15 protein-coding genes are annotated in these 20,082 nt (G+C 66.6%); 13 read left to right on the top strand and 2 right to left on the bottom strand.

The features are described 5' to 3' along the window. The first annotated feature begins 2 nt into the window (after positions 1-2). The 4 genes from BLU29_RS07910 (at position 3) to BLU29_RS07895 (ending at position 5,545) form a co-directional block, all read left to right on the top strand. Positions 3-1,046 (top strand): Gfo/Idh/MocA family oxidoreductase, encoded by a 1,044-nt coding sequence (locus BLU29_RS07910; protein ID WP_091056488.1) that lies wholly within the window; start codon positions 3-5, stop codon positions 1,044-1,046. Positions 1,047-1,232: 186 nt separating this feature from the next. Next, on the top strand, positions 1,233-2,573 hold the full coding sequence (locus BLU29_RS07905; protein ID WP_197677784.1) for an MFS transporter: 1,341 nt from the start codon (positions 1,233-1,235) through the stop codon (positions 2,571-2,573). Between the two features lie 71 nt (positions 2,574-2,644). Beyond that, positions 2,645-2,989, top strand: a complete 345-nt coding sequence (locus BLU29_RS07900) for a cupin domain-containing protein (protein ID WP_091056485.1) — start codon at positions 2,645-2,647, stop codon at positions 2,987-2,989. 42 nt (positions 2,990-3,031) lie between these two features. Next, a complete protein-coding gene (locus BLU29_RS07895; RefSeq protein WP_091056483.1) occupies positions 3,032-5,545 on the top strand; it encodes a PVC-type heme-binding CxxCH protein in 2,514 nt (837 codons plus the stop codon). 196 nt (positions 5,546-5,741) lie between these two features. Here BLU29_RS07895 and BLU29_RS07890 read toward each other — a convergent pair whose 3' ends face one another. Further along, positions 5,742-6,908: an alginate lyase family protein gene (locus tag BLU29_RS07890; RefSeq protein ID WP_091056482.1), complete on the bottom strand. Its 1,167-nt coding sequence runs from the start codon at positions 6,906-6,908 to the stop codon at positions 5,742-5,744. A 185-nt stretch (positions 6,909-7,093) separates the two neighbouring features. Between BLU29_RS07890 and BLU29_RS07885 the strand changes: the two genes are divergently transcribed. From BLU29_RS07885 to BLU29_RS07850, 8 genes are all read left to right on the top strand, one after another. Further along, complete coding sequence (locus BLU29_RS07885; protein ID WP_091056480.1) at positions 7,094-8,089, top strand: sugar phosphate isomerase/epimerase family protein; 996 nt, start codon at positions 7,094-7,096, stop codon at positions 8,087-8,089. A gap of 9 nt (positions 8,090-8,098) precedes the next feature. Next, the gene (locus tag BLU29_RS07880; protein ID WP_091056479.1) at positions 8,099-9,091 is read left to right on the top strand and encodes a DUF1080 domain-containing protein; all 993 of its coding nucleotides are present in this window, start codon (positions 8,099-8,101) and stop codon (positions 9,089-9,091) included. 57 nt (positions 9,092-9,148) lie between these two features. Next, positions 9,149-11,365, top strand: coding sequence for a TonB-dependent receptor (locus BLU29_RS07875; protein WP_091056477.1), 2,217 nt, complete (start codon positions 9,149-9,151; stop codon positions 11,363-11,365). 151 nt (positions 11,366-11,516) lie between these two features. Further along, the gene (locus BLU29_RS07870) at positions 11,517-11,864 is read left to right on the top strand and encodes a hypothetical protein (RefSeq protein WP_091056475.1); all 348 of its coding nucleotides are present in this window, start codon (positions 11,517-11,519) and stop codon (positions 11,862-11,864) included. A gap of 22 nt (positions 11,865-11,886) precedes the next feature. Further along, positions 11,887-12,432, top strand: a complete 546-nt coding sequence (locus BLU29_RS07865) for a sigma-70 family RNA polymerase sigma factor (protein WP_091056474.1) — start codon at positions 11,887-11,889, stop codon at positions 12,430-12,432. Next, positions 12,429-14,033, top strand: a complete 1,605-nt coding sequence (locus tag BLU29_RS07860) for a LamG-like jellyroll fold domain-containing protein (protein WP_091056472.1) — start codon at positions 12,429-12,431, stop codon at positions 14,031-14,033. Before BLU29_RS07865 ends, BLU29_RS07860 begins: the two co-directional genes overlap by 4 nt. A 3-nt stretch (positions 14,034-14,036) precedes the next feature. Further along, a complete protein-coding gene (locus BLU29_RS07855) occupies positions 14,037-15,035 on the top strand; it encodes a ThuA domain-containing protein (protein WP_091056471.1) in 999 nt (332 codons plus the stop codon). After that, positions 15,032-16,015, top strand: coding sequence for a VOC family protein (locus BLU29_RS07850; RefSeq protein WP_091056469.1), 984 nt, complete (start codon positions 15,032-15,034; stop codon positions 16,013-16,015). The genes BLU29_RS07855 and BLU29_RS07850 overlap by 4 nt, the downstream gene beginning before the upstream one ends. Before the next feature lie 160 nt (positions 16,016-16,175). Here BLU29_RS07850 and galK read toward each other — a convergent pair whose 3' ends face one another. Continuing rightward, on the bottom strand, positions 16,176-17,384 hold the full coding sequence (galK, locus tag BLU29_RS07845) for a galactokinase (RefSeq protein ID WP_231962332.1): 1,209 nt from the start codon (positions 17,382-17,384) through the stop codon (positions 16,176-16,178). 580 nt (positions 17,385-17,964) lie between these two features. Here galK and BLU29_RS07840 point away from each other — a divergent pair. Beyond that, positions 17,965-19,980 carry a S9 family peptidase gene (locus BLU29_RS07840; protein ID WP_157693709.1) on the top strand — a complete coding sequence of 672 codons (2,016 nt, stop codon included), beginning with the start codon at positions 17,965-17,967 and terminating at the stop codon, positions 19,978-19,980. Positions 19,981-20,082 lie beyond the last annotated feature (102 nt).

The following is a 20,082-nucleotide window of genomic DNA, read 5'->3' as shown; positions in this document are numbered from 1 at the left end:
GCATGTCCTCCGCCCCCCTTGGCTTTGGTCTCGTCGGCGCCGGCACGATTGCGGGTTTTCATGCGCAGGCCATTTCGCAACTGACCGGGGCCCGGCTCGTCGGCGTCGCCAGCCGCTCGCTCGAAAACGCCCGGAAAGTGGCCGACCAGCACGGCGTGCTCGCCACGGCCGACCTGGCGGCGCTGCTGGCCCGGCCGGACCTCCACATCGTCTGCATCACCACGCCCAGCGGCGCTCACCTCGAGCCGGCCCTGGCCGCCATCCGCGCCGGCAAGCATGTCGTCATTGAGAAACCCATCGAGGTCACGACGGCGCGCGCTGACCAGATCCTCGCCGCTGCGGACCAAGCCGGCGTGCGCGTCGCTCCGATCTTCCAGGGCCGCTTTGGTGACGGTGCCCGCACCATGAAAGCCGCGCTCGACGCCGGCCGCCTCGGCCGGATGGTGCTGGCCAGCGCCTACGTGAAGTGGCACCGCACTGCGCAGTATTACACCGGCTACCGCGGTTCGCTCGCGCTCGATGGCGGCGGCGCGGTCATCAACCAGGCCATCCACGGCCTCGATTTGCTCCAGTGGTTCGCCGGCCTGCCGGCCGAGGTGTTCGCCTGGTCGACGCGGCGCGTCCACACCGGCATCGAGGCCGAGGACACCGCGGCCGCCACGCTGAAGTTCCCCGGCGGCGCGCTCGGCGCCTTCGAGGCCAGCACCGCGCTCTGGCCGGGTTGGTCGCGGCGCATCGAGCTCTGCGGCGAGCACGGCTCCATCTCGCTCGAGGACGACCGTCTTGCCAAATGGGAATTCCGCGAGGCCCGCCCGGAGGACGACGCCATCCGCACCGGCGGCGCGGCCAACGCCCTCGGCTCGGGCGCCAGCGACCCCAAGGCCATCAACACCGAGGGCCACCGCCGCCAGCTGCAGGACCTGGTCGATGCGCTCCACGCCGGCCGCGCCCCCGCCCTCGACGGCCGCGAGGGCCGCAAGGCCGTCGCGTTCGTCAATGCGATCTACCAATCCGCCGGTACCGGCAGACCCGTGACCCTCGCCTGAACGACAGGCCCTTTCGTTAGCGAGTCTACCACGACCCGCCTCGCACCCATCGGCGGAAACCCCAAGCTCCAACCTCCAAGCTCCAGAGAATCTTCAATTCCCAGCCTTTGATCCTGAATGCTCTTTGGGATTTGGATGTTGGAGCTTGGAGCCTCGCAGGCGCCCCGAAGAATGCCCGTTCACTCCATGAATTCCCCCGCGCCCTGGTGGCGCACCTTCACCCGCGAGCACTGGTTCGTCTTCACCGTCGCCTCGCTGGCGTGGCTCTTCGACTGCCTCGACCAGCAGATCTTCAACCTGGCGCGCGACGGCGCCATGGAAGCGCTGATCCCGGACCAGACGCTCGCGACGGAATACGGCCCCTACACCACCTCGGTATTCCTGGTCGGCTGGGCGATCGGCGGCCTGATCTTCGGCGCGCTGGGCGACCGCTACGGCCGGGCGAAGGTGCTCACGTGGACCATCGTGCTTTATTCGGTGAGCACGGGCCTGAGCTCGTTCTCGACCGGCATGGCTGATTTCTGCGCCTACCGCTTCATCACCGGCCTCGGCATCGGCGGCGTGTTTGGCCTGGCCGTCGCACTCGTGGCCGACTCGGTGCCGGACCGCGCGCGGGCCCCGGCGCTCGGCCTGCTGCAATCCATCTCCACCTGGGGCAACCTGCTCGCGGGCCTCGCGGGCATGGGCCTCGGCGTGCTGGCCGCGCGGCACCTGCTGCCCTTCGGCCTGGCCCACTGGCAGGTGCTGTTCCTCGTCGGCGCGCTGCCGGCATTCCTCTGCGTGTTTGTCATGCGCCGGCTGAAGGAGCCGCCGAGGTGGGTCGACGCCAAGGCCGCGGGCGAAAAAGCCGGCATCAAGTTCGGTTCCTACGGCGCGCTGCTCGGCCACCCGAAGTGGCGCAAGCACGCCTGGCTCGGCCTCGTCGCCTGCAGCGCCGGCATCATCGGGCTCTGGGGCATTGGCAATTTTCATCCGAAGATCGTCGGCGACATCGTGGAGAAAGCCTTCGCCGGGCAGGGCCTGGACGCGGCCGCCATCGCGGACAAGAAAGCCTTCTGGCGCTCCGCCGGCCTGCTGCTCCAGAACCTCGGCGGCTTTGTCGGCATGCTCTCGCTGGCCAAGTTCGCGCAGGTGAAGGGCCGGCGCATCGCCTTCGGGCTCGCGCTGTTTCTCTCGTTCATTTCCACGCTGCTGGTCTTCCGTTACATGCGGTCGCTCGGTGATCTTTACTGGATGCTCCCGATCATGGGCTTCGGCCAGCTCTCGGTCTTCGGCGTCTACGCCGTCTACCTGCCGGAGCTTTTCCCCACCAGCCTGCGCAGCACCGGCACGAGCTTCTGCTACAACGTCGGCCGCATCATCGCGGCGACCGCGCCCTTCACCATGAGCCAGATCACCAAGCGCCTCGGCGGCGACATCGAGGGCTTCCGCACTGCCGGCATGTGGGTCAGCCTCGTGCTGCTCGTCGGCATCGCCGTCCTGCCCTTCCTGCCCGAGACCAAGGACCAGCCCTTGCCCGACGAGTGATTTGCCGGGCCCCGACCCGGACAAACACCGGGCTGGCAGCCGCCGCCGCGATGCCTTAGTCTTTTTCGGTCATGAGCCCGAACTACGCCATCGCCCACCTCGACGAGATTTCGCCGGTGCCCTGTCCGTGCGGCCAGTCGCGCCGCGCTTTCGTCACGCCCGACAACCCCGTGGCCACCATCCATCTCGTGGACGCCAGGGTCGACACGCAGACGCACTACCACAAGAAGCTCACCGAGATTTACCTCATCCTCGAGGGCACGGGTCACATGGAGCTCGACGGCCTGCTGCACCCCGTGAAGCCGATGAGCACCGTCCTGATCAAGCCCGGCTGCCGCCACCGCATCATCGGCCGGATCAAGTTCGTCAACATTCCCGTCCCCGCCTTCGATCCGCACGACGAGTGGTTTGACTGAGCCGGCCCGCACCTTTCCGCTTTCAACCTCCCCTCCCGCCCCATGCTGTTCCACCGCTTGCTGCCGCTCGCCCTGCTCCTGACCACCGCCCCGCTGCTCGCCCAGCACGGCGACAAACCTGGCGAGGCCCAGCAGGCCGTGCCCGGGCACATCAAGACGCCACCCGCGCCCGTCCTGGTCGCCGAAGAGGCGCTCAAGACCCTGAAGGTCGCCCCGGGTTTCCGCGTCGAGATCGCGGCGGCAGATCCGCTGGTCGGCGACCCGGTCGCGATGACCTTCGGGCCCGACGGCCGCATCTGGGTCGTCGAGATGCGCGGCTTCATGCGCAACGCCGACGGCAAGGGCGAAATGGAGAAAGTCGGCACCATTTCCGTCCTTGAGGATACTGACGGCGACGGGCGCTACAACAAACGCACGGTCTTCCTCGACAAACTCGTGCTGCCGCGCGCCGTCGCGCTGGTCGGCGACGGCGTGCTCGTGGCCGAGCCCCCGCACCTGTGGTTCTGCCGCGACACCAACGGCGACGGCGTGGCCGACGAGAAGACCGAGGTCTTTTCCGACTACGGCGGCACCAGCAACCCCGAGCACACCGCCAACGGCCTGATGTGGGGGCTCGACAACTGGATCTACAACGCCAACCACACCCAGCGCTTCCGCTATCTGGGCAACGGGAAATTCGCCAGCGAGTCCACGCTCGCGCGCGGCCAGTGGGGCCTCTCGCAGGATGACACCGGCCGCATCTTCCACAACAGCAACAGCGACCCGCTGCGCGCCGATCTCGTGCCGACCGCCTACCTGCGCCGCAATCCTTTCCTCACCAACGCCGCCGGCGGCAACGTCCAGCTTGCGCCCGCCGATCTTCCGATCTGGCCCGGCCGCGTCACCCCCGGCGTCAACCGCGGCTACAAGTCGCTCAACGCCGAGGGCAAGATCACCGCCGTCACCGCCGCCTGCGGTCCCCTTGTCTATCGCAGCGGACTTTTCCCGGCGGAATTCTACAACAACGCCTTCTTCGTCGAGCCGGCCGGCAACCTGGTGAAGCGGATGATCCTCACCGAGGCGGACGGCACCATCACCGCCCGCAACGCCTACGAGGGATCCGAATTCATCACCTCCACTGACGAACGTTTCCGCCCCGTCAACACTGCCAACGGCCCCGACGGCGCCCTCTACATCGTGGACATGTATCGCGGCATCATCCAGCACCGCATCTATATGACCACCTTCCTGCGCAAGCAGGTCGAGGAGCGCGGCCTCGCCGACGGCATCGGCATGGGCCGCATCTACCGCATCATGCCCGAGACCGCGGTCCGCTCGAAGGTGAAGTTCAACCTCGCCACTGAGTCCTCCGCGCAGCTCGTCACCCACCTTCGGGCCGCCAACAGCTGGTGGCGCGACACCGCGCAGCGCCTGCTCGTCGAGCGTCGCGATCCCGCCGCCGCGCCTTTGCTGCGTGAGATGGTCCGCTCGGGCCCGCCGCTGGCCCGCCTCCACGCGCTCTGGACCCTCGACGGCAGCGGTCAGCTCGACCGCGACACCATCCTCGCCGGCCTCGGCAGCACGGATGCCCGCGTCGTGGCCGCCGCCATCCGCCTGTCCGAGCCCTTGCTCGCGAAGGGCGACGACGACCTTTACCGCCGCGTGGCGGACGTGGACGCCTTCGCGCCCAACGTGACGCTGCAGCTGGCGCTCTCCCTCGGCGAAGCCAAGTCCCCGGAAGCTCTCGCGGCCCTGGTCGGGATCGCGGAACGCGCCGGCCGCCAGCCCTACATCGCCGACGCCATCGTCAGTGGCCTGGCCGGCCGCGAATTTGATTTCATCACGCGGGTCCTGGCCGACCCCAAGGGTGACGGCGCCGCGCCCGTCCTCAAGCTCGCCGCCGGTGCGGTGTTCAAGTCCGGCGACACCGCCCACATCACCGGGCTGCTGGCCGGCCTCGATCCAAAGACCGGTTTCCCCGACTGGGGCCGCGCCGCCGTGCTCGATGGCCTCGAGCGCTTCCTGCCGAAGACCCCCGAGGGCAAGCTCGTGGCCGGCAACCTGCCGGTCGAGCCGCGCGCGCTGCTGTTGCTGTCGGTGCAGGGCAACACGCCGGAGGGCAAGCAGGCCGCCCGCCTTGCCGGTTTTCTGAAATGGCCCGGCAAGCCCGGCCTGGAGAAGGAGTCCGCCGACATCGCCGCGCGGCTCACGCCGGAACAGAAGGTTCTCTTCGACAAGGGCCGCATCACGTTTGCCACCATCTGCGCCGCGTGCCACCAGGCCGGTGGCGAGGGCATGGCCGGCCTCGCCCCGCAGCTGCTCTACTCGAAATACGTGCTCGGCAACGAACGCCAGCTCGCCCGGATCGTGCTCAACGGGAAGGAAAAGGAGGGCCTGGCCATGCCGCCGCTGCGCGCCCTGGATGACGAGACCATCGCCGGCGCCCTCACCTACGTCCGCCAGTCGTGGGGCCATAATGCGCCGCCGGTCTCGCCCGCCACCATCGCCGAGGTCCGCAAGGCGGTCGGCGACCGCGAGGCGCCCTGGTCCGAGGAAGAACTGCAGACCGTGCCGTAGCTCGGATTTTATAACCCAAAGATCGCAGAGTGCGCAGAGTTGAATCTTCGGTAGGGGCGCTTGGGGGCAAGCGCCCGAGCCGTTGAGGGCAACGGCCCCTACCTCCGTGGTCTCCGTGCACTCTGTGTTTAAAACTGCCTGATCTTGGCTGTCTGCGCGTCCCACAACAGCCACCAACGTCTTAGCCGTTAAGCGCTCACCGGAGTGGCGGCAGCCCGACTGCCCCGATGCCGCCATGCGTGAGCGTTTCCCACGCCATGTGGTGGTTCACGCCGGTGGGCCGGTTGGTGGGGATCACCGCGGCCATGAGCGGCAGCGCCAGCCCGAGCCGGTCGTGGAAATGGTTGTAGGCAATCTCCCAGGTCGGGTGCAGGTTGAACTCGAGGTTGGGCGGCGGGGTCGCGGCATTGGGTTTCAGGAACTGCGCCTGGAATTCCATCGCGGCCCGGATACGCGCCCCTTGCTCGGCGTAGAGGTCGAGGCCCTGCTGACGGGCCGTCTCGGCGCCGTTGACCATTGAGGCGAAGGCCATGTTGGCATGCTGCGAATCGCGCGCCGTCTCCTGCAGCAGGCCGTCCACGAATTGCGGCGTCTTGCCCTTGTTGCCCCAGATCGCCGCCTGGCCGCTGGCCGGCCGCACGGGCGCGGCGCCGTCGGACCTGAGGTAGACCAGGGCCGGGGCGCGGCCGCGCCACATCTTCACGCCGGCATCGTAGAGCGCGCGGTCGTCGGTGAACACCCCGATATTGATCAGTGCCGCGGCCATGGAGATCTCCTTGTTGCCGTTTTCATCGGAGCCGTTGATGAGCGAAGGCACGTATTGCGTCTTCAGCATCGTGGCAAAGCGCGCGATCTCCTCCGGCGGCCAGAAATCGGTGGTGGCGCGGATGATCTCGGCGGCGCGCGGCCATTCCTCGGCGCACCACGCGGCCTGGATCGGGCCGTTGTTGTTGGTGTGGCCGCCGGTGAGCGTGGTCGCCCAGGCGTTCATGATGCGGATGGCGTTGTGCGCGTAGCGGGCATTGCCCGTAACGGCCCAGGCCAGGGCCTGCGTGTAAGCGGCGGCGCTGTCGCGTTGCTCGTCCTTGCAGCCCAGGTCGGGCTTGGAATAGGAGCCGCACTCGACGGTCGCGCGCGGGCTTGCCGTGTAATCCAGCGCCGCCATGGGGCTGGCCAGCAGCGCCGCGAAAGCGGATTTCTGGGGCTCTGCGCCGGCGGCGACGCGCTGCTTGATCAGATCGAGCTGCGCGCGGTTGACCAGGACGCCGGGATGCACGAAGCCGGCGGCCGGTTCGGCCGCGAGCGCCGGGAACGCGACGGAGAGAAAGGCAGCCGCGAGCGCGGCGAAACGGAGGGCACGCATAGGGACAGAGGCAGAAGAAGACGAAACGGGGTTCACCCAGTAATAGCTCCACGCCTTCCGACTAGGACAAATTGCGCCGCGCCTGTCCCAAATCCTGCGACCGGTGCTATTACCTCGTTGAACCCCCTTTTCACCCCGCAGCTGCCGGCCGCTCCGCGTGCCCGGTGCGTTTCCCCCGCCCGCCCATGACCCTCCCTGACCATACCCGTCGTGATTTTATCAAGCGCGCCGCTTTCCTGCCCCTCGCCGCCTCCGGCTTCGGCCTGGGCGCCACCTCCGCGTTCGCCGCGGTCGAACCGGTCAAGCGGGCCGGCGGGCCGTTTCTGAAGGTCTCCTGCAACGCCTACTCCTTCGCCCACCTGCTCGGCAAGAGCGGGGAGATGAACCTGCTGCAGCTCGCGGATGTGTGCGCGAAGCTAAACTTCGACGCGTTCGACCCGACGGGCTATTATTTCCCCGGCTACGAGAAGAACGGGCCGGGCGTGCCGACGGACAAGTTCATCTTCGAGCTCAAGCGCCGCGCGTTCGACCTCGGGCTCGGCATCAGCGGCACCGGCGTGGGCAACAACTTCACCATCGCGGACAAGGCCGCCCGCGCCCTGGACGTCCAGCGCATCAAGAACTGGACCGAGGTCGCGGCCAAGCTCGGCGCGCCGGTGCTGCGCGTGTTCGCCGACACCCAGATGCGCGCGGAGACCTGGGAGAGCGTCTCCCAGGGCGCCACCCGCGACCAGGTCGAGGCCTGGATCGCCGACGACATCCGCGCCTGCGCGGAGCATGCGGCGAAGTTCGGCGTGATCATCGGCGTGCAGAACCACGGCGACTTCCTCAAGACCGCCGACCAGCTCATCGCCCTCATCAAGCGCGTCGACTCCCCGTGGTGCGGCGCGATCGTTGATACCGGCTACTTCAAGGCGCCGGACCCGTATGCCGAGATGGCCAAGGCCGCGCCCTACGCCGTCAACTGGCAGGTCAAGCAGAGCCCCTACGGCGTGGAGAAGCAGGCTGAGGCCCCGACGGACCTGAAGCGGCTGCTGCGCATCGTCCGCGACTCGGGCTATCGCGGCTACCTGCCGATCGAAGCGCTGTCCCCGCGCGGGGCCGGCAGCGGCTATGATCCCTACACCATTGTGCCGAAGTTCCTCGCCGACCTGCGCGCCGCGATCGTCGCCACCGCCTGATTTTCGCCCATGAAATTCTCACCCCTGTTCGCCCTGATCCTCGCCGCCGCCGTCACCGGACGGAGCGCCGTCGAGGAAGCCATCGATTCCCGCTTCAAACCCGCCGCCACCGACCCGGTCATCGGCGACTGGGAAGGGCCGGCGGGCAGTCCCTATGTCGCGCAGGTCAGCCTCGACGAGCACGGCGACTACCAAGCCAACCTCCTGAACCAGTTCGACGTCGCGGACAACGTTGTGGTGGCGACTTTGCGCGGACAAAAACGTGAGGGGCGCCTCACGCTCAAGGGCGGCGGCTGGAGCGGCGTCATCGCCGACGGACATTTCAAGGGCGCCAAGGAGACCGAGGGTTTCGACCTGCAGCGGGTCGCCCGCCCGTCCCCGACGCTCGGCGCCAAGGCTCCCGCGGGCGCCGTCGTGCTCTTCGACGGGAAAAACCTGGACGCGTTCGCGAACAAGAAGGGCAAGGAGTGGCTCGTCGAGGACGGCCCGGCGCCGTGGAAAATCGTCGACGGCGGCATCCTCGAGGTCGTGCCCGGCACCGGCGGCGGCATCATCACGCACCAGAAATTCGGCGACTGCCACCTGCACGTGGAATTCCGCACCCTCGGCGCCCCGAGCAACAGCGGGGTCTTCCTGCAAACGCGCTACGAGGCCAACATCAACGAGACCTACGGCCGCACCGACGGCACGCCCAACGCCGGCTTCGACAACTGCACCGACAACATCCACCCGCGGATCCGGGCCTGCCGGCCGCCGCTGGAGTGGCAGACCTTCGACATCGATTTCCGCGCCCCGCGCTTTGACGCTGCCGGCAAGAAGACCGCGAGCGCGACCGCCACGGTGTTCTTCAACGGCGTCAAGATCTACGACCGGCAGGTGCTGGACCTGCCGCACGGCGCCGCCGGCCGCCTGGGCGAGGCCCCGACCGGGCCGCTCATGCTCCAAGAGCACGGCATGCCGGTGCAGTTCCGCAATATCTGGCTTGTCACCCCGAATCCGTGACGTGGCTCCGCCCGCCACCCCTTCCCCAACCCCCACACCGATCAAACCCCAGACTCCATGCACAACCCCACCCGTCAAATCCTGACCGCGGCCAGCGCCATCCTGCTGCTGGCGCTGGCCGCCCCGGCCCAGACCAACCCGACCGCGCCGGCCAAGGCCGACGAAACCGTCGAGCTTTCGCCGTTCGTCGTGTCGACCGAGCACCGCGACGGCTACATCGCCTCGGAATCCGTCACCGGCACCCGCGTGAAGACCCAGATCAAGGATCTGCCGTTCAGCGTAAGCGTGATCACGAGCGAGTTCATGAACGATTTCGACTTTTTTGACCTCGGCTCGGACCTGGCCTACACCGCCTCGCTGAACAGCGTGGACACCCAGGGCAACTCCACCCTGCGTGGTTACGGCGCGACCTTCATGCTGCGCAACGGCTTTTACCGCCTCGGCCTGATCGACCGCGTCAACACCGACCGCATCGAGATCATCAAGGGCCCGAACGCCGCCATCTACGGCTCCACCTCGCCGGCCGGCCTCATCAATGTCGTCTCCAAGCTGCCCCGGGCCACGCCCTATGAGCGCGTCCAAGGCACCTTCGGCAGCCTCAACATGCAGCGGGGCGAGATCAACGTGAACACCCCGCTCGGCACCGTGGCCGGCATCAACTTCTCCCAGCTGATCAGCGCCGAGGCTCAGGACAACGACACCGCGACGCAATACGCGCACAACAAGAACCGGGTCTTCGGCTACGACCTGCTGGCCAGGTTCAAGGACGGCAGCACCCTCAACTTCGAGTTCGACTGGTCCAAGCGCACCGGCACCGCGGACACCGGCGCCCTGCCCTTTGAATACAACATCAAGACCAAGACCTACTCCTCGATCCTGCGCCCGGACCTCGCCCACTTCAGCCAGGCGGGCCCGAACTCCATCGCGGACCGGAAGCAGCAGTCCATCTACCTGACCTATGACAAGCAATACAACCGGGTCTGGTCCACCCACGCGGGGTTCAACGCCTATCATCGCAAGGCCTTCAATTTCAACAACGGCACCCGCGACCAGTTCGACCCCTCGACCAACCAGTTCACCCGGCCGACCGTGGTCACCGATCCGCTCAATGAGGACGGCTTCGCCGTCCAGGTCGACACCCTCGCCCACTACCCGCTGATGAATGGAAAAATCGACAACAAGACCCTGTTCACCTTCGACGTGTCGAACAACTGGCGTTTCCGGCAGCAAAACGGCGTCAACACCAAGCTCTACACGATCCCCACGATCAATATCACCGCCCCCGACTACTCCCTGCCGCCGCTGGACGCCTTCAACATTGTGACCCGCCGCGACCATGTGCGCTGGCACATCGAGGGCCTGCTGCTGCGCCAGCAGGTGATGGCGCTCGACAACAAGTTGATCGGCTTCGCCGGTCTGCGCTTTGATCGCGTGACCTATAACCTGAACTTCGGCGACCAGTTCAACACCGGTGGCTCGAACCCCGGCAGCCTCAAGACCGCCGGCCAGGTCCTGCACTACACGGACACCGCGTTCTCGCCCAATTTCGGCTTCAACTACAAGCTGACGCCCCACATCGCCCTCTACGCCAGCCATAGCAAATCCTTCTCGCCCAGCGGGCAGGTCGCCAAGCTCGGCACGCCGCGCCTCGACAACGAGACCTCCATTGGCTGGGACTACGGCATCAAGGCGAGCTATCTCAATGACCGCCTCATCTTCACGACCGGTGGCTATTATATAGACCGTTACGGGGTGAAGACGACCCAGACCGATCCCACCACCGGCCTCAGCGAGACCGTCGCGGCCGGCACGCAGCGCGCCCGCGGTTTCGAATTCGAGGGCTCTTGGAGCGCGACAGACGAACTGACGTTCCTGGCCAGCTACAGCATCGTCGGCGCGAAGATCGTCTATAACGGTGACTCCGTCACCGATGTCGGCCGGCCACCGGCGGGTCTGCCGGAGTCGCAAGCCAGCCTGGCGTGGAAATACAACTTCCGGAAAACCGTGTTGAAGGGCTTCGCGTGGAACGGCGGCCTCACCTACTCCGGCCGGTCCTATTTCAACTCCACTGCGACCGACGCCCGGCGCAACGTCTACGCCGCGGGCTCCACGCTGGTCAACACGGGCCTGACCTATACGTGGAAGGGCGAGAATGGGTTCACGCATTCTATCCGCGTCAGCGCCAAGAACCTGCTCGACCGGGTGTATGTGACGAATAACGGCAACCTCGGCAACGACCGGGCCTATTACGTCGCCTACACGCTCAATCACTGAGCCGGGACCGGCTTGGGTTAGGGTGTCTGACCCCGGCGCTGGGTAGCGCCGGGGTCTTTTTTTGGCCGGAAAAAGGGCGCAAACCTGTCCCGATATTCCAGTCTGGCGCTATTGCTTTGATGACGTTCCCTGTCTCTTAACCCCAAAGCCCATGCCCTCGAAAACCCGCTCCTTTCTCGTCGCCCTGCTGCTCACTCCTGCCACCTTCGCGGCCAAGGCCGAGGGCCCGAAGGCCAAGATCATGGCCAAATACGACCTCGACCATGACGGCAAGCTCTCGGCCGACGAGATTGCCACCATTCGCAAGGACTTCGCCGCGGCACCCACCGGCGAACTCGCCCGCTTCGACACCAACAAGGACGGCAAGCCGTCCGACGACGAGATCGCCAAGATGATCCCCGGCTCCGGCAAGAAGGGCGGCGACAAGAAGGAAAAATCCGGCGCGAAATCTGGCGACAAGCCGAAAGACGCCCCGGCCAAGACGGAAGACGCCAAATAACACTGCCGTGACTCCCGCCGCCATGTCCTCCGCCGATCTCACGCTGGACCCCGACAGCCAGAAGCGGCTGATGGCGCTGATGACGCGGCACCAGCGGCAGATCTTCGCCTACATCTTCACGCTCGTCCCCCGGCGTCATGACGCCGAGGATCTGCTCCAGGAGACCAGCGTCGTCATCTGCGAGAAGTTCTCCGGGTTCACGCCGGGGACCGACTTCGTGGCGTGGGCCTGCCAGATCGCCTACTGGCGCATCCGCTACTCGCGCCAGAAGTTCGCGCGCTCGAAGGTCGTGTTCGACCAGACCGTGCTCGACGCGGTCGCCGCGACCGCGGGCACGATGCTGCCGGAAATCGACGCCCGCCACGAAGCCCTCGGCCACTGCCTGCAGAAGCTCCCCAATCGCGACCGCGAACTCGTGCTCACCCGCTACGAGCCCGGCAGCGGGGTCGAGGAGGCCGCCCTCCGCTCCGGCCGTTCGCTCGAGGCCGCCTACAAGGCGCTGACCCGCATCCGCAAACTGCTTTTCGACTGCGTTTCCCACCAGCTGGCCACCGGAGGTGCCCCATGAATCTGACCGACCCTGAAATCCTCGAACTGAACGAGCTCTGCAACGCCGTCATTGACGACACGCTGTCCGACGCCCAGCGCACGCGTCTCTCCTCGTGGCTGGCGGCGTCGGAGCCCGCCCGTCAGTTCTACGTCCGGGCTCTGGGGCAATCCGCCAGCCTGCACAGCTATGCCAGCGAGATGCATGCCGAGGCGCCGCGCGCGATGCCCGCGCGGTTCCCGGCCCGGATCCTCTGGCTCGGCGGTCTGCTCGCCACCGCGACCGCCGTCGCCGTCTTCTTTTCTCTCCGCCCGGGCCCGGCCGAGATGGCGGTCACCGCGCCCAAGCCCGTCGTCTTCGTGGCCCGGCTCAGCGCCGCCAAGGCCATCACCTGGGTCGGCGGCGGCTCCCTCCAACCCGGCGCGCTGCTGCGCAAGGGCCAGCATCTCGACCTCGCCGCCGGTTACGCCGAGGTAACCTTCGATTCCGGCGCGCGGGTCGTGCTCGAGGGTCCGACCTCTTTCGTCATCAACTCCGCCTGGGATTCCACCCTGCGCAAGGGCACGCTCAAGGCCAGCGTGCCGCCGCAGGCCATCGGCTTTCGCGTGTCCAACCCCTCCGTCGAGGTCACCGACCTCGGCACCGAGTTCACCATGATCGCGGACGCCTCGGGCGCCACCGACGTGCTCGTGCTCAAGGGCGAGGTCGAGGCCGCCCCGCACGATTTCGCCGAGTCGGACACGATCCTGCTCAAGGCGCGCGAGTCGCGCCGCTTCGAGGCCGACGGCGTCTCCGCGGTGAGCGACAGCGCGGAGAAGTTCGCCCGCTTCGCCGAGCCGCACCCGCTGGAGCGCTTCTCGACGGGCATCAATTATTTTCACTGGTCTTTCGACGAAATCGCCGGGGACGAGGTGCCGGCCCAAGTTGGCGGCACCGCCCAAAGCGAAGCCGGCACCGCACTGAAGATCGGCAACGCCGGCGACCTGGCCGCCGCGCGCCCGCCGAGTCCGCATGGCCGGGCCCTGCAGTTCGACGGCCGCCGGCAGGCCAGCGCTCATGTGCCGGGCATCTCCGGCAGCTCGCCCCGCACGATCGCGTTCTGGGTCAAGGTGCCCGAGGCCGCGGTCACCGACGCCTGGATGGTCTCCTGGGGCACCGGCCTGAAGAAGCTCAACTCGCGGCCGGTGCAAATCAGCTGGAACCGGCGGCCCGGCGACGGCTCGTTCGGCGCCCTGCGGACGGATTTCGGCGGCGGTTATGCCATCGGCGCGCAGGATTTGCGGGACGGGCGCTGGCATCACATTGCCGTTTACTTCGCCCCCGGGGAGACGTCGGACACGCCGGTGCAGGTGAAGCAATATATCGACGGGCGGCTGGAAAGCAGCCGCATCACCCTCACCCCCGGCACCGCGCGCGCCGCTTCCCCGGCCGCTGTCCCGCCGGCCGCCACCGATGTCGTCTGGCTGGGCTGCCGCCTCACCGGCAAGCAGCCGGAGCGCTTCCGCGGCGAGCTCGACGAGCTGTTCATCGCCGACCGCGGCCTCGAGCCGCAGGAAATCGTTTCCCTGATGAACGACAACCGCCTGCCCGTGACCGGGCTCGCCGCCGCCAACCCCTTCTGATCCATGCGCCGCCTCCTGTCCGCTTTGCTGGCCCTGGTCATGCCGGTCCTCGGGTTCGCCGCGCCGAAGAAAGTGCTGTTTTTCACCAAGTCCTCCAACTTCGAGCACAGCGTCATCAAGCGCCGGGGCGGCCAGCCCAGCTGGGCCGAGCGGGTGCTCGCCCAGGAGGGACCGAAGCACGGCCTGGAGTTCACCTTTTCGAAGGACGGCAGCCTCTTCACGCCGGAGTATCTCGCCCAGTTTGATGCGATCATGTTCTACACCAGCGGCGACCTGCTCGCACCCGGCAAGGACGGCAACCCGCCCCTGACGCCCGCCGGCAAGGCCGCGCTGCTCGATGCCGTCGCGCACGGCAAGGGCTTCGTCGGCGTCCACGCCGCCGCCGACACGTTCCACACCGGCGAGACCGCCGCCACCAACACCGACCAGCCGCGCACCTGGCGCTACCGCCGCGCCGGGACGGACGCCGACCCCTATGTCCGCATGCTCGGCGGCGAGCTCATCGTCCACGGCACCCAGCAGCTCGCCCGCGTCCAGGTCATCGACCCGAAGTTCCCGGGCTTCGCTGCGCGGGGTGACAGCTTCGAACTGCAGGAGGAATGGTATTCACTCACCGACTTCTCGCCGGACCTGCACGTCATCCTGTTGCAGGATACCGCCCACATGCGCGACCTCAACGCCAACGGCACCACCTGGCCGCCCAAGGGCTGGGACACGCCCTACCAGCGCCCGCCCTATCCCTCGACATGGGCGCGGATGCAGGGCACCGGCCGCGTCTTCTACACCTCGATCGGCCACCGTGAGGACACCTGGCTCAACCCGGTCTTCCTCGACCTCCTCTTCGGCGGCCTCGCGTGGGCCGTGCACAACGCCGAGGCCGACGTGACGCCCAACCTCGCGCAGGTTGCGCCCGGCGCCCACCAGCTGCCGCCCGTCTCGGGCCCGGTCGCCGGCCTGCCCAAGGATAAGAAGGCCGAACTCGATAAAACCCCCTTCCCATGAAGCTACCCCTCCGTCTAACCCTGTTTTTCACCGCGGCCGCGCTGGCCCTCGGTGCCGCCGAGCCGAAACGCCCGCGCATCCTCGGCATCTCCCATGCCGCTTTCTACGTGACCGACATGGCCAAGGCCCGTGCGTTCTATGAGGGCTTCCTCGGCTATGCGTCGCCTTTCTCGATCCCGCGCAAGAACGGCGGTGATCTCGTCTGGATCAAGATCAACGACCACCAGACCATCGAGCTCTTCCCGGGCGCGGAAGTCGCGCCCGACGCCCACCGCCTCTACCACATCGCCTTCGAGGTCGATGACGCCGAGGCCATGCGGGTCTATCTCCAATCGAAGGGCGTGAAGGTTCCGGACAAGACCGCGGTCGGCAAGATCGGCAACAAGAACTACTTCATCACCGATCCCAACGGCAACACGGTCGAGATCGTGGAATACCTGCCGGACGGCTGGACGATGCGCGAGAAAGGCAAGTTCCTGCCCGACTCCCGTGTCTCGGTCCATATGCCGCACGTCGGCGTCATGGTCGGCCAGCTCGACGCCTCGCTGAAGTTTTACGGCGACATCCTGGGCTTCAAGGAAACCTGGCGCGGCAGCAAGGGCGGCAAGACGCTGAACTGGGTGAACCTGCAGGTGCCCGATGGCACTGACTACGTTGAGTTCATGCTCTACGACAAATATCCGGTGCTGGACCGCGTCCACACTCTGGAGCACATCTGCCTCGAGGTGGCCGACGTCGCGAAGACCGGCGAACTGCTCAAGGGGCGCACGTTGCCGGAAGGCTGCAAGCCGCCCACCCCGATCGCCACCGGCGTGAACGGCAAGCGGCAGATCAATTACTACGACCCGGATGGCACGCGCGTGGAGGTGATGGAGCCGCACACCTTCGACGGCAAACCCGTCCCGCCCTCGTCCGCGCCGCCGCCGGTGTCACAGCCGCCCGAGCCGCCGGCGGCCGCTCCGCCCGCAAAGGCCGGCTAGAATCCGGCCGTCATCCCCGCCGGCGTCGCCAGACGCTGATGTCAACTAATAGTATACTTAGGCTCGGTCTCTCATGCACCGCCACCAAAGTCTTTCGCGGTTCAAGTATACTATTAGTTGACATTGCGTGCTTCCGCCACGCCGGGCCGCCGCGGCCTTCTTAAAGCAGCTGCGCGCCATCCGCCGCCTGCAAGTGGATCATCTCCGGGGTGCGACCGTGTTTCGCGCTGTAACCCTGGGCGATGCTGGCCGCGTCCTTCTCCGTGAAATTGTCCCTCGTTAGCGCCATCACGGCGCCGCCGAAGCCGCCGCCGGTCAAACGCACACCGAACACCGCCGGATGCTTTTCCAGAAGGTCCACGAGCAGATCGAGCGCGGGGGTGCTGTTCTCAAAATAGTGCTTTGAACTACGGTGCGAGGCCGTCAGCAACCGGCCGACGGTCGCAAGGTCGCCTTGTCGCAGCGCCTCGACCGTGTCGTGCACCCGGGCGTGCTCCTCGATGATATGCTTCGCGCGCTTTGCCAGCATCGGGGTCAGTTTTTTCTCCAGCGGTGGCAGCTGCGCCGGCGTGAGATCGGTGAGCAGGGCCACGCCCAGCGCCTGCGCGGCGGCGAGGCATTCCTGGTGGCGCGTCGCGTAGAGGCCGTCGATCAGCGCGTGCTTTTCACGGGTGTTGAAGATCCAGAGGTGGGCGCCGGTCGGGAACGGCACGCGGGAGAACACCGGGCCGCGGCAGTCGATGTGCACCAGGTGCCCCGCGCGGCCGAAGGCGCTCGTGCCCTGGTCGAGGATGCCGCAGGGCACGCCGACGTATTTGTTTTCCGCCTGGCGCCCGAGCGCGGCGAGCCGGTCCGGTGGCAGGTCCTTCTTTCCCGCGAGGGCCAGCAAGGCCAGCGCCGTGGCCAGTTCGAGCGCCGCGCTGCTGCTCAATCCCGCGCCGGCGGGTAGATCCGAATCAACCAACAGATCGAAGCCCGCGGGCCGCGGCAGGGAGAAATCCTGCAGGCTGCGCCAGACGCCGAGCGGATAGTTGGCCCACGAATCGGAGCCGGTGATCTTCGTGCCGGGGTCGGAGGGCAGCTCGAGCACCGCCGGGCCGTTGGCGCTGAAGAGGCGCAGCCGGCCGGCCGGGTTACCCTGTTCCGCGCTGCTGCGCGGCCGGGGTTTGTCCGGGCCGTCGCCCGGCAAAGGCGCCGCGGCCACCCACACATAACGGTCGATCGCCGCGCCGAGCACGGCGCCACCGTTGTAGTCGGTGTGGTTGCCGATGAACTCCACCCGGCCCGGCGCGCGGGCGATGACGGCGGGCGCGCCGCCATAGGTCCGGCGGAACAACGCGGTGAGGCTTTCAGGCGTCGGAGTGATCACGGGAAAGACGGTGGAAGGGCCCGCCGGCCCTGCAAAGGAAAAATCTGAAACTTGAGCCCTGAAGTTAAACCCTGCCCTGTCTCATCGCGAACCAGGGAGTGTTTTCAAATCCGGTTTGCGCAGCCAAGACCTCGCGGCCCCGGCTGGCAATCCCGCCCCGGCCGGCCGGGGCTTGGCTTCTTCCAGTCTTAACATCGGATTGAACATGCAAGGATCCAGCAGGATTCGCGCGTGCCTCTGAATCCTTCGCCCGGCTCAGGATGACAACCAGAGGATTTTGCGAACATGCCCTGACCTGTCCCTTGATTCCTCACACCTGAAACCTAACTCGCAACACTTCCGCACTCTGCCCCTTGCACGCCCGCGATCACGCCGGATTACCCGCTTCGTTTTCGTCCCGTAAGAACGGCGGCACCGGCCGGTCGGGCTCCGCCCGCCTCGGCCAAGGATGGACAAATCATGCCCGACCACCCAGTTTCGTGGCCTTCCGGTCAACCCCGACCCCAAAAGATGCGTTCGATTTCCTCCCAGGATGACTGATCACTTGTTGCGTGGAAGTTCCGCCCCAAAAATGCGGCCGGTGAAATTTCACCGCCGGTGGGTCCTGCTGGGCGGCCTGGCCTGGCTCGTGGCGGCGGCGGCTTGGGCGGCGACAAACGGGCAGGCGCCTCCGGTCATTTCCATCGAAGATTTCGCCCGCTCACCGGACCTCTCCGCGGCCCAACTGGCGCCCGACGGAAAGTTCATGGGCTATCTTTTCACCCATGAAGGGCGCACAGAGATGGGCTTTCTCGATCTCGCGACCGGCAAGGCGCGGTATTTCAATCCGGGTCGGTCCTTCGTCGGCAGCAATCTGCAGATGGCCGGCTTCAGGTGGGTGAGCAACGAACGGGTGGTGGTCCAGACCACGGTCTGGGGACACTTCATTGCCGGGCTGGCCGCCGTCAATCGCACGACCGCAGGCTGGCTCGGCCTGACGGGGGCCCCGCGTTTGGATTCGATGAGGACTGCTTCAGGGATGCTGCAGGCGTATGAGATCCTGTATGCCTCGGGTCACGATCCCACCCGTGTCCTGCTGCTCGAGCGGACCGCCAATGGCGGCGGGAAATCCCTTTATCCGGATGTGCTCATGATGGATGCAACCACCGGCGGTTATCAACACATCCTGGCGAACCCTGGGGAAGTTACCCACTGGCTGGCGGATTGGGACGGTGTGGTGCGTTTCGGCCTGAAATGGAATGGCAAGCTTTCGCAATTGATCTACCGGGAGCTTCCGACGGCGCCCTGGCAGTTCGTGCCTGATCTGGGGAATTCGGCGGGGGCGCGTTCGTTTGTGGGTTTGGACAAGACCGGCCGGATCATCCATGTGGCCCAGACCAGTCAGAAGGGCCGATGGGCGATCTACCCGTTGGATCTGCAAAAACAGCAGCTGGGCGAAGCCCTCTTCGCGGACGATGAATATGACGTCCTGCCGCCCGACTTCCGCCCCGGTTATGCCGATGAGCCGCTGGCGGAGGCCATCTACTCGGCCAAGACGCGGGAACTCCTCGGCGTGCGTTACATGACCGAAGGTCCCCGCCAAAAATGGTTCAATCCGGCCATCGCCGATTTGCAGCGGCAGATTGATGCGCTGCATCCGGGACTCATCAACCTGATCGTGAGCATGGACCAGGCGGAGGGCCGCCTGTTGGTGCTTTCCTTTTCGGACCGTGAGCCGGGGTTCTACTCCCTGGTCGATCTGGCCGCTCACAAGGTCAGCCCCCTCGGCCAGCGCATGCCGTGGATCAACCCGGAACAGCTGGCCGTGATGTATCCGGTCAAATGCACGGCGCGCGACGGACTGCCCCTGCATGGCTATCTGACGCTGCCGGCGGGGGGCGGCCGGAAGAACCTGCCGCTGGTCATGCTTGTGCATGGTGGCCCTTGGGTGCGGGATGTCTGGGGCTTCGATCCCTTGGTGCAGTTTCTCGCCAACCGCGGCTACGCCGTGCTCCAGATCAACTATCGCGGCTCGACCGGCTATGGGCTGGAGTTTGCGGCCAAGGGCAAGGCGGAAGTCGGCGGCGCCATCCAGGACGACATCACCGATGCGGTCCGCTGGACCATCGAACAGGGCGTGGCCGATCCCAAGCGTATTGCCATCATGGGCGCCAGCTATGGCGGCTACAGTGCGCTTTTCGCCCTGGCCAAGACCCCCGAACTCTATCGCTGCGGCATCGACATTGCGGGTGTGACCGATTGGCCGGACTTGCTGGAGACGCACAACAAGGATGACGACTACAAGATCGCCTATGCCTATTGGGAGGAACGGCTGGGTGAGATTAAGAGCGAAAAGGTGCACCGGCAGCTCACGGAAGCGTCGCCCATGAATTTCGCCGGGCAGATCAAGGCCCCGCTGCTGATCGTGCATGGCAAGGAAGACCAGGTTGTCCCGCTTTCCCAGACGACGCGGCTCGTGGCGTTGATGAAAAAGCAGGGCCTCGTTCCGGAAACCATGTATCTCAGCGACCTCGGCCACTCGTTTCCGCACGACAAGCAGGGCGTTGAATTCCTGCGCAAGCTGGAACGCTTCCTCGCGGCGAACCTAGGGCCGTAGAAAACCCGCCGTCCTGTCCTGGGTAAACCTCGGGGTATAAACTCCGCTGATGCAGGGAAATCGGGCGGCTGGAGAAAACTCTTGCGCGAGGGGTGGCAGGCC

It is taken from the genome of Opitutus sp. GAS368 (genome assembly GCF_900104925.1).
Classification (GTDB): domain Bacteria; phylum Verrucomicrobiota; class Verrucomicrobiia; order Opitutales; family Opitutaceae; genus Lacunisphaera.
The sequence above is the reverse complement of the archived record's forward strand: the minus strand, read 5'-3'. Positions and strand labels throughout refer to the sequence as shown.

Excerpts from the sequence above, each read along its gene's own strand:
- BLU29_RS07870 (WP_091056475.1), top strand. The coding sequence starts at position 11,517 with ATGCCCTCGAAAACCCGCTCCTTTCTCGTCGCCCTGCTGCTCACTCCT.
- BLU29_RS07860 (WP_091056472.1), top strand. The coding sequence starts at position 12,429 with ATGAATCTGACCGACCCTGAAATCCTCGAACTGAACGAGCTCTGCAAC.
- BLU29_RS07855 (WP_091056471.1), top strand. The coding sequence starts at position 14,037 with ATGCGCCGCCTCCTGTCCGCTTTGCTGGCCCTGGTCATGCCGGTCCTC.
- BLU29_RS07900 (WP_091056485.1), top strand. The coding sequence starts at position 2,645 with ATGAGCCCGAACTACGCCATCGCCCACCTCGACGAGATTTCGCCGGTG.
- BLU29_RS07865 (WP_091056474.1), top strand. The coding sequence starts at position 11,887 with ATGTCCTCCGCCGATCTCACGCTGGACCCCGACAGCCAGAAGCGGCTG.
- BLU29_RS07895 (WP_091056483.1), top strand. The coding sequence starts at position 3,032 with ATGCTGTTCCACCGCTTGCTGCCGCTCGCCCTGCTCCTGACCACCGCC.
- BLU29_RS07850 (WP_091056469.1), top strand. The coding sequence starts at position 15,032 with ATGAAGCTACCCCTCCGTCTAACCCTGTTTTTCACCGCGGCCGCGCTG.
- BLU29_RS07875 (WP_091056477.1), top strand. The coding sequence starts at position 9,149 with ATGCACAACCCCACCCGTCAAATCCTGACCGCGGCCAGCGCCATCCTG.
- BLU29_RS07910 (WP_091056488.1), top strand. The coding sequence starts at position 3 with ATGTCCTCCGCCCCCCTTGGCTTTGGTCTCGTCGGCGCCGGCACGATT.
- BLU29_RS07880 (WP_091056479.1), top strand. The coding sequence starts at position 8,099 with ATGAAATTCTCACCCCTGTTCGCCCTGATCCTCGCCGCCGCCGTCACC.
- BLU29_RS07885 (WP_091056480.1), top strand. The coding sequence starts at position 7,094 with ATGACCCTCCCTGACCATACCCGTCGTGATTTTATCAAGCGCGCCGCT.
- BLU29_RS07890 (WP_091056482.1), bottom strand. The coding sequence starts at position 6,908 with ATGCGTGCCCTCCGTTTCGCCGCGCTCGCGGCTGCCTTTCTCTCCGTC.
- BLU29_RS07905 (WP_197677784.1), top strand. The coding sequence starts at position 1,233 with ATGAATTCCCCCGCGCCCTGGTGGCGCACCTTCACCCGCGAGCACTGG.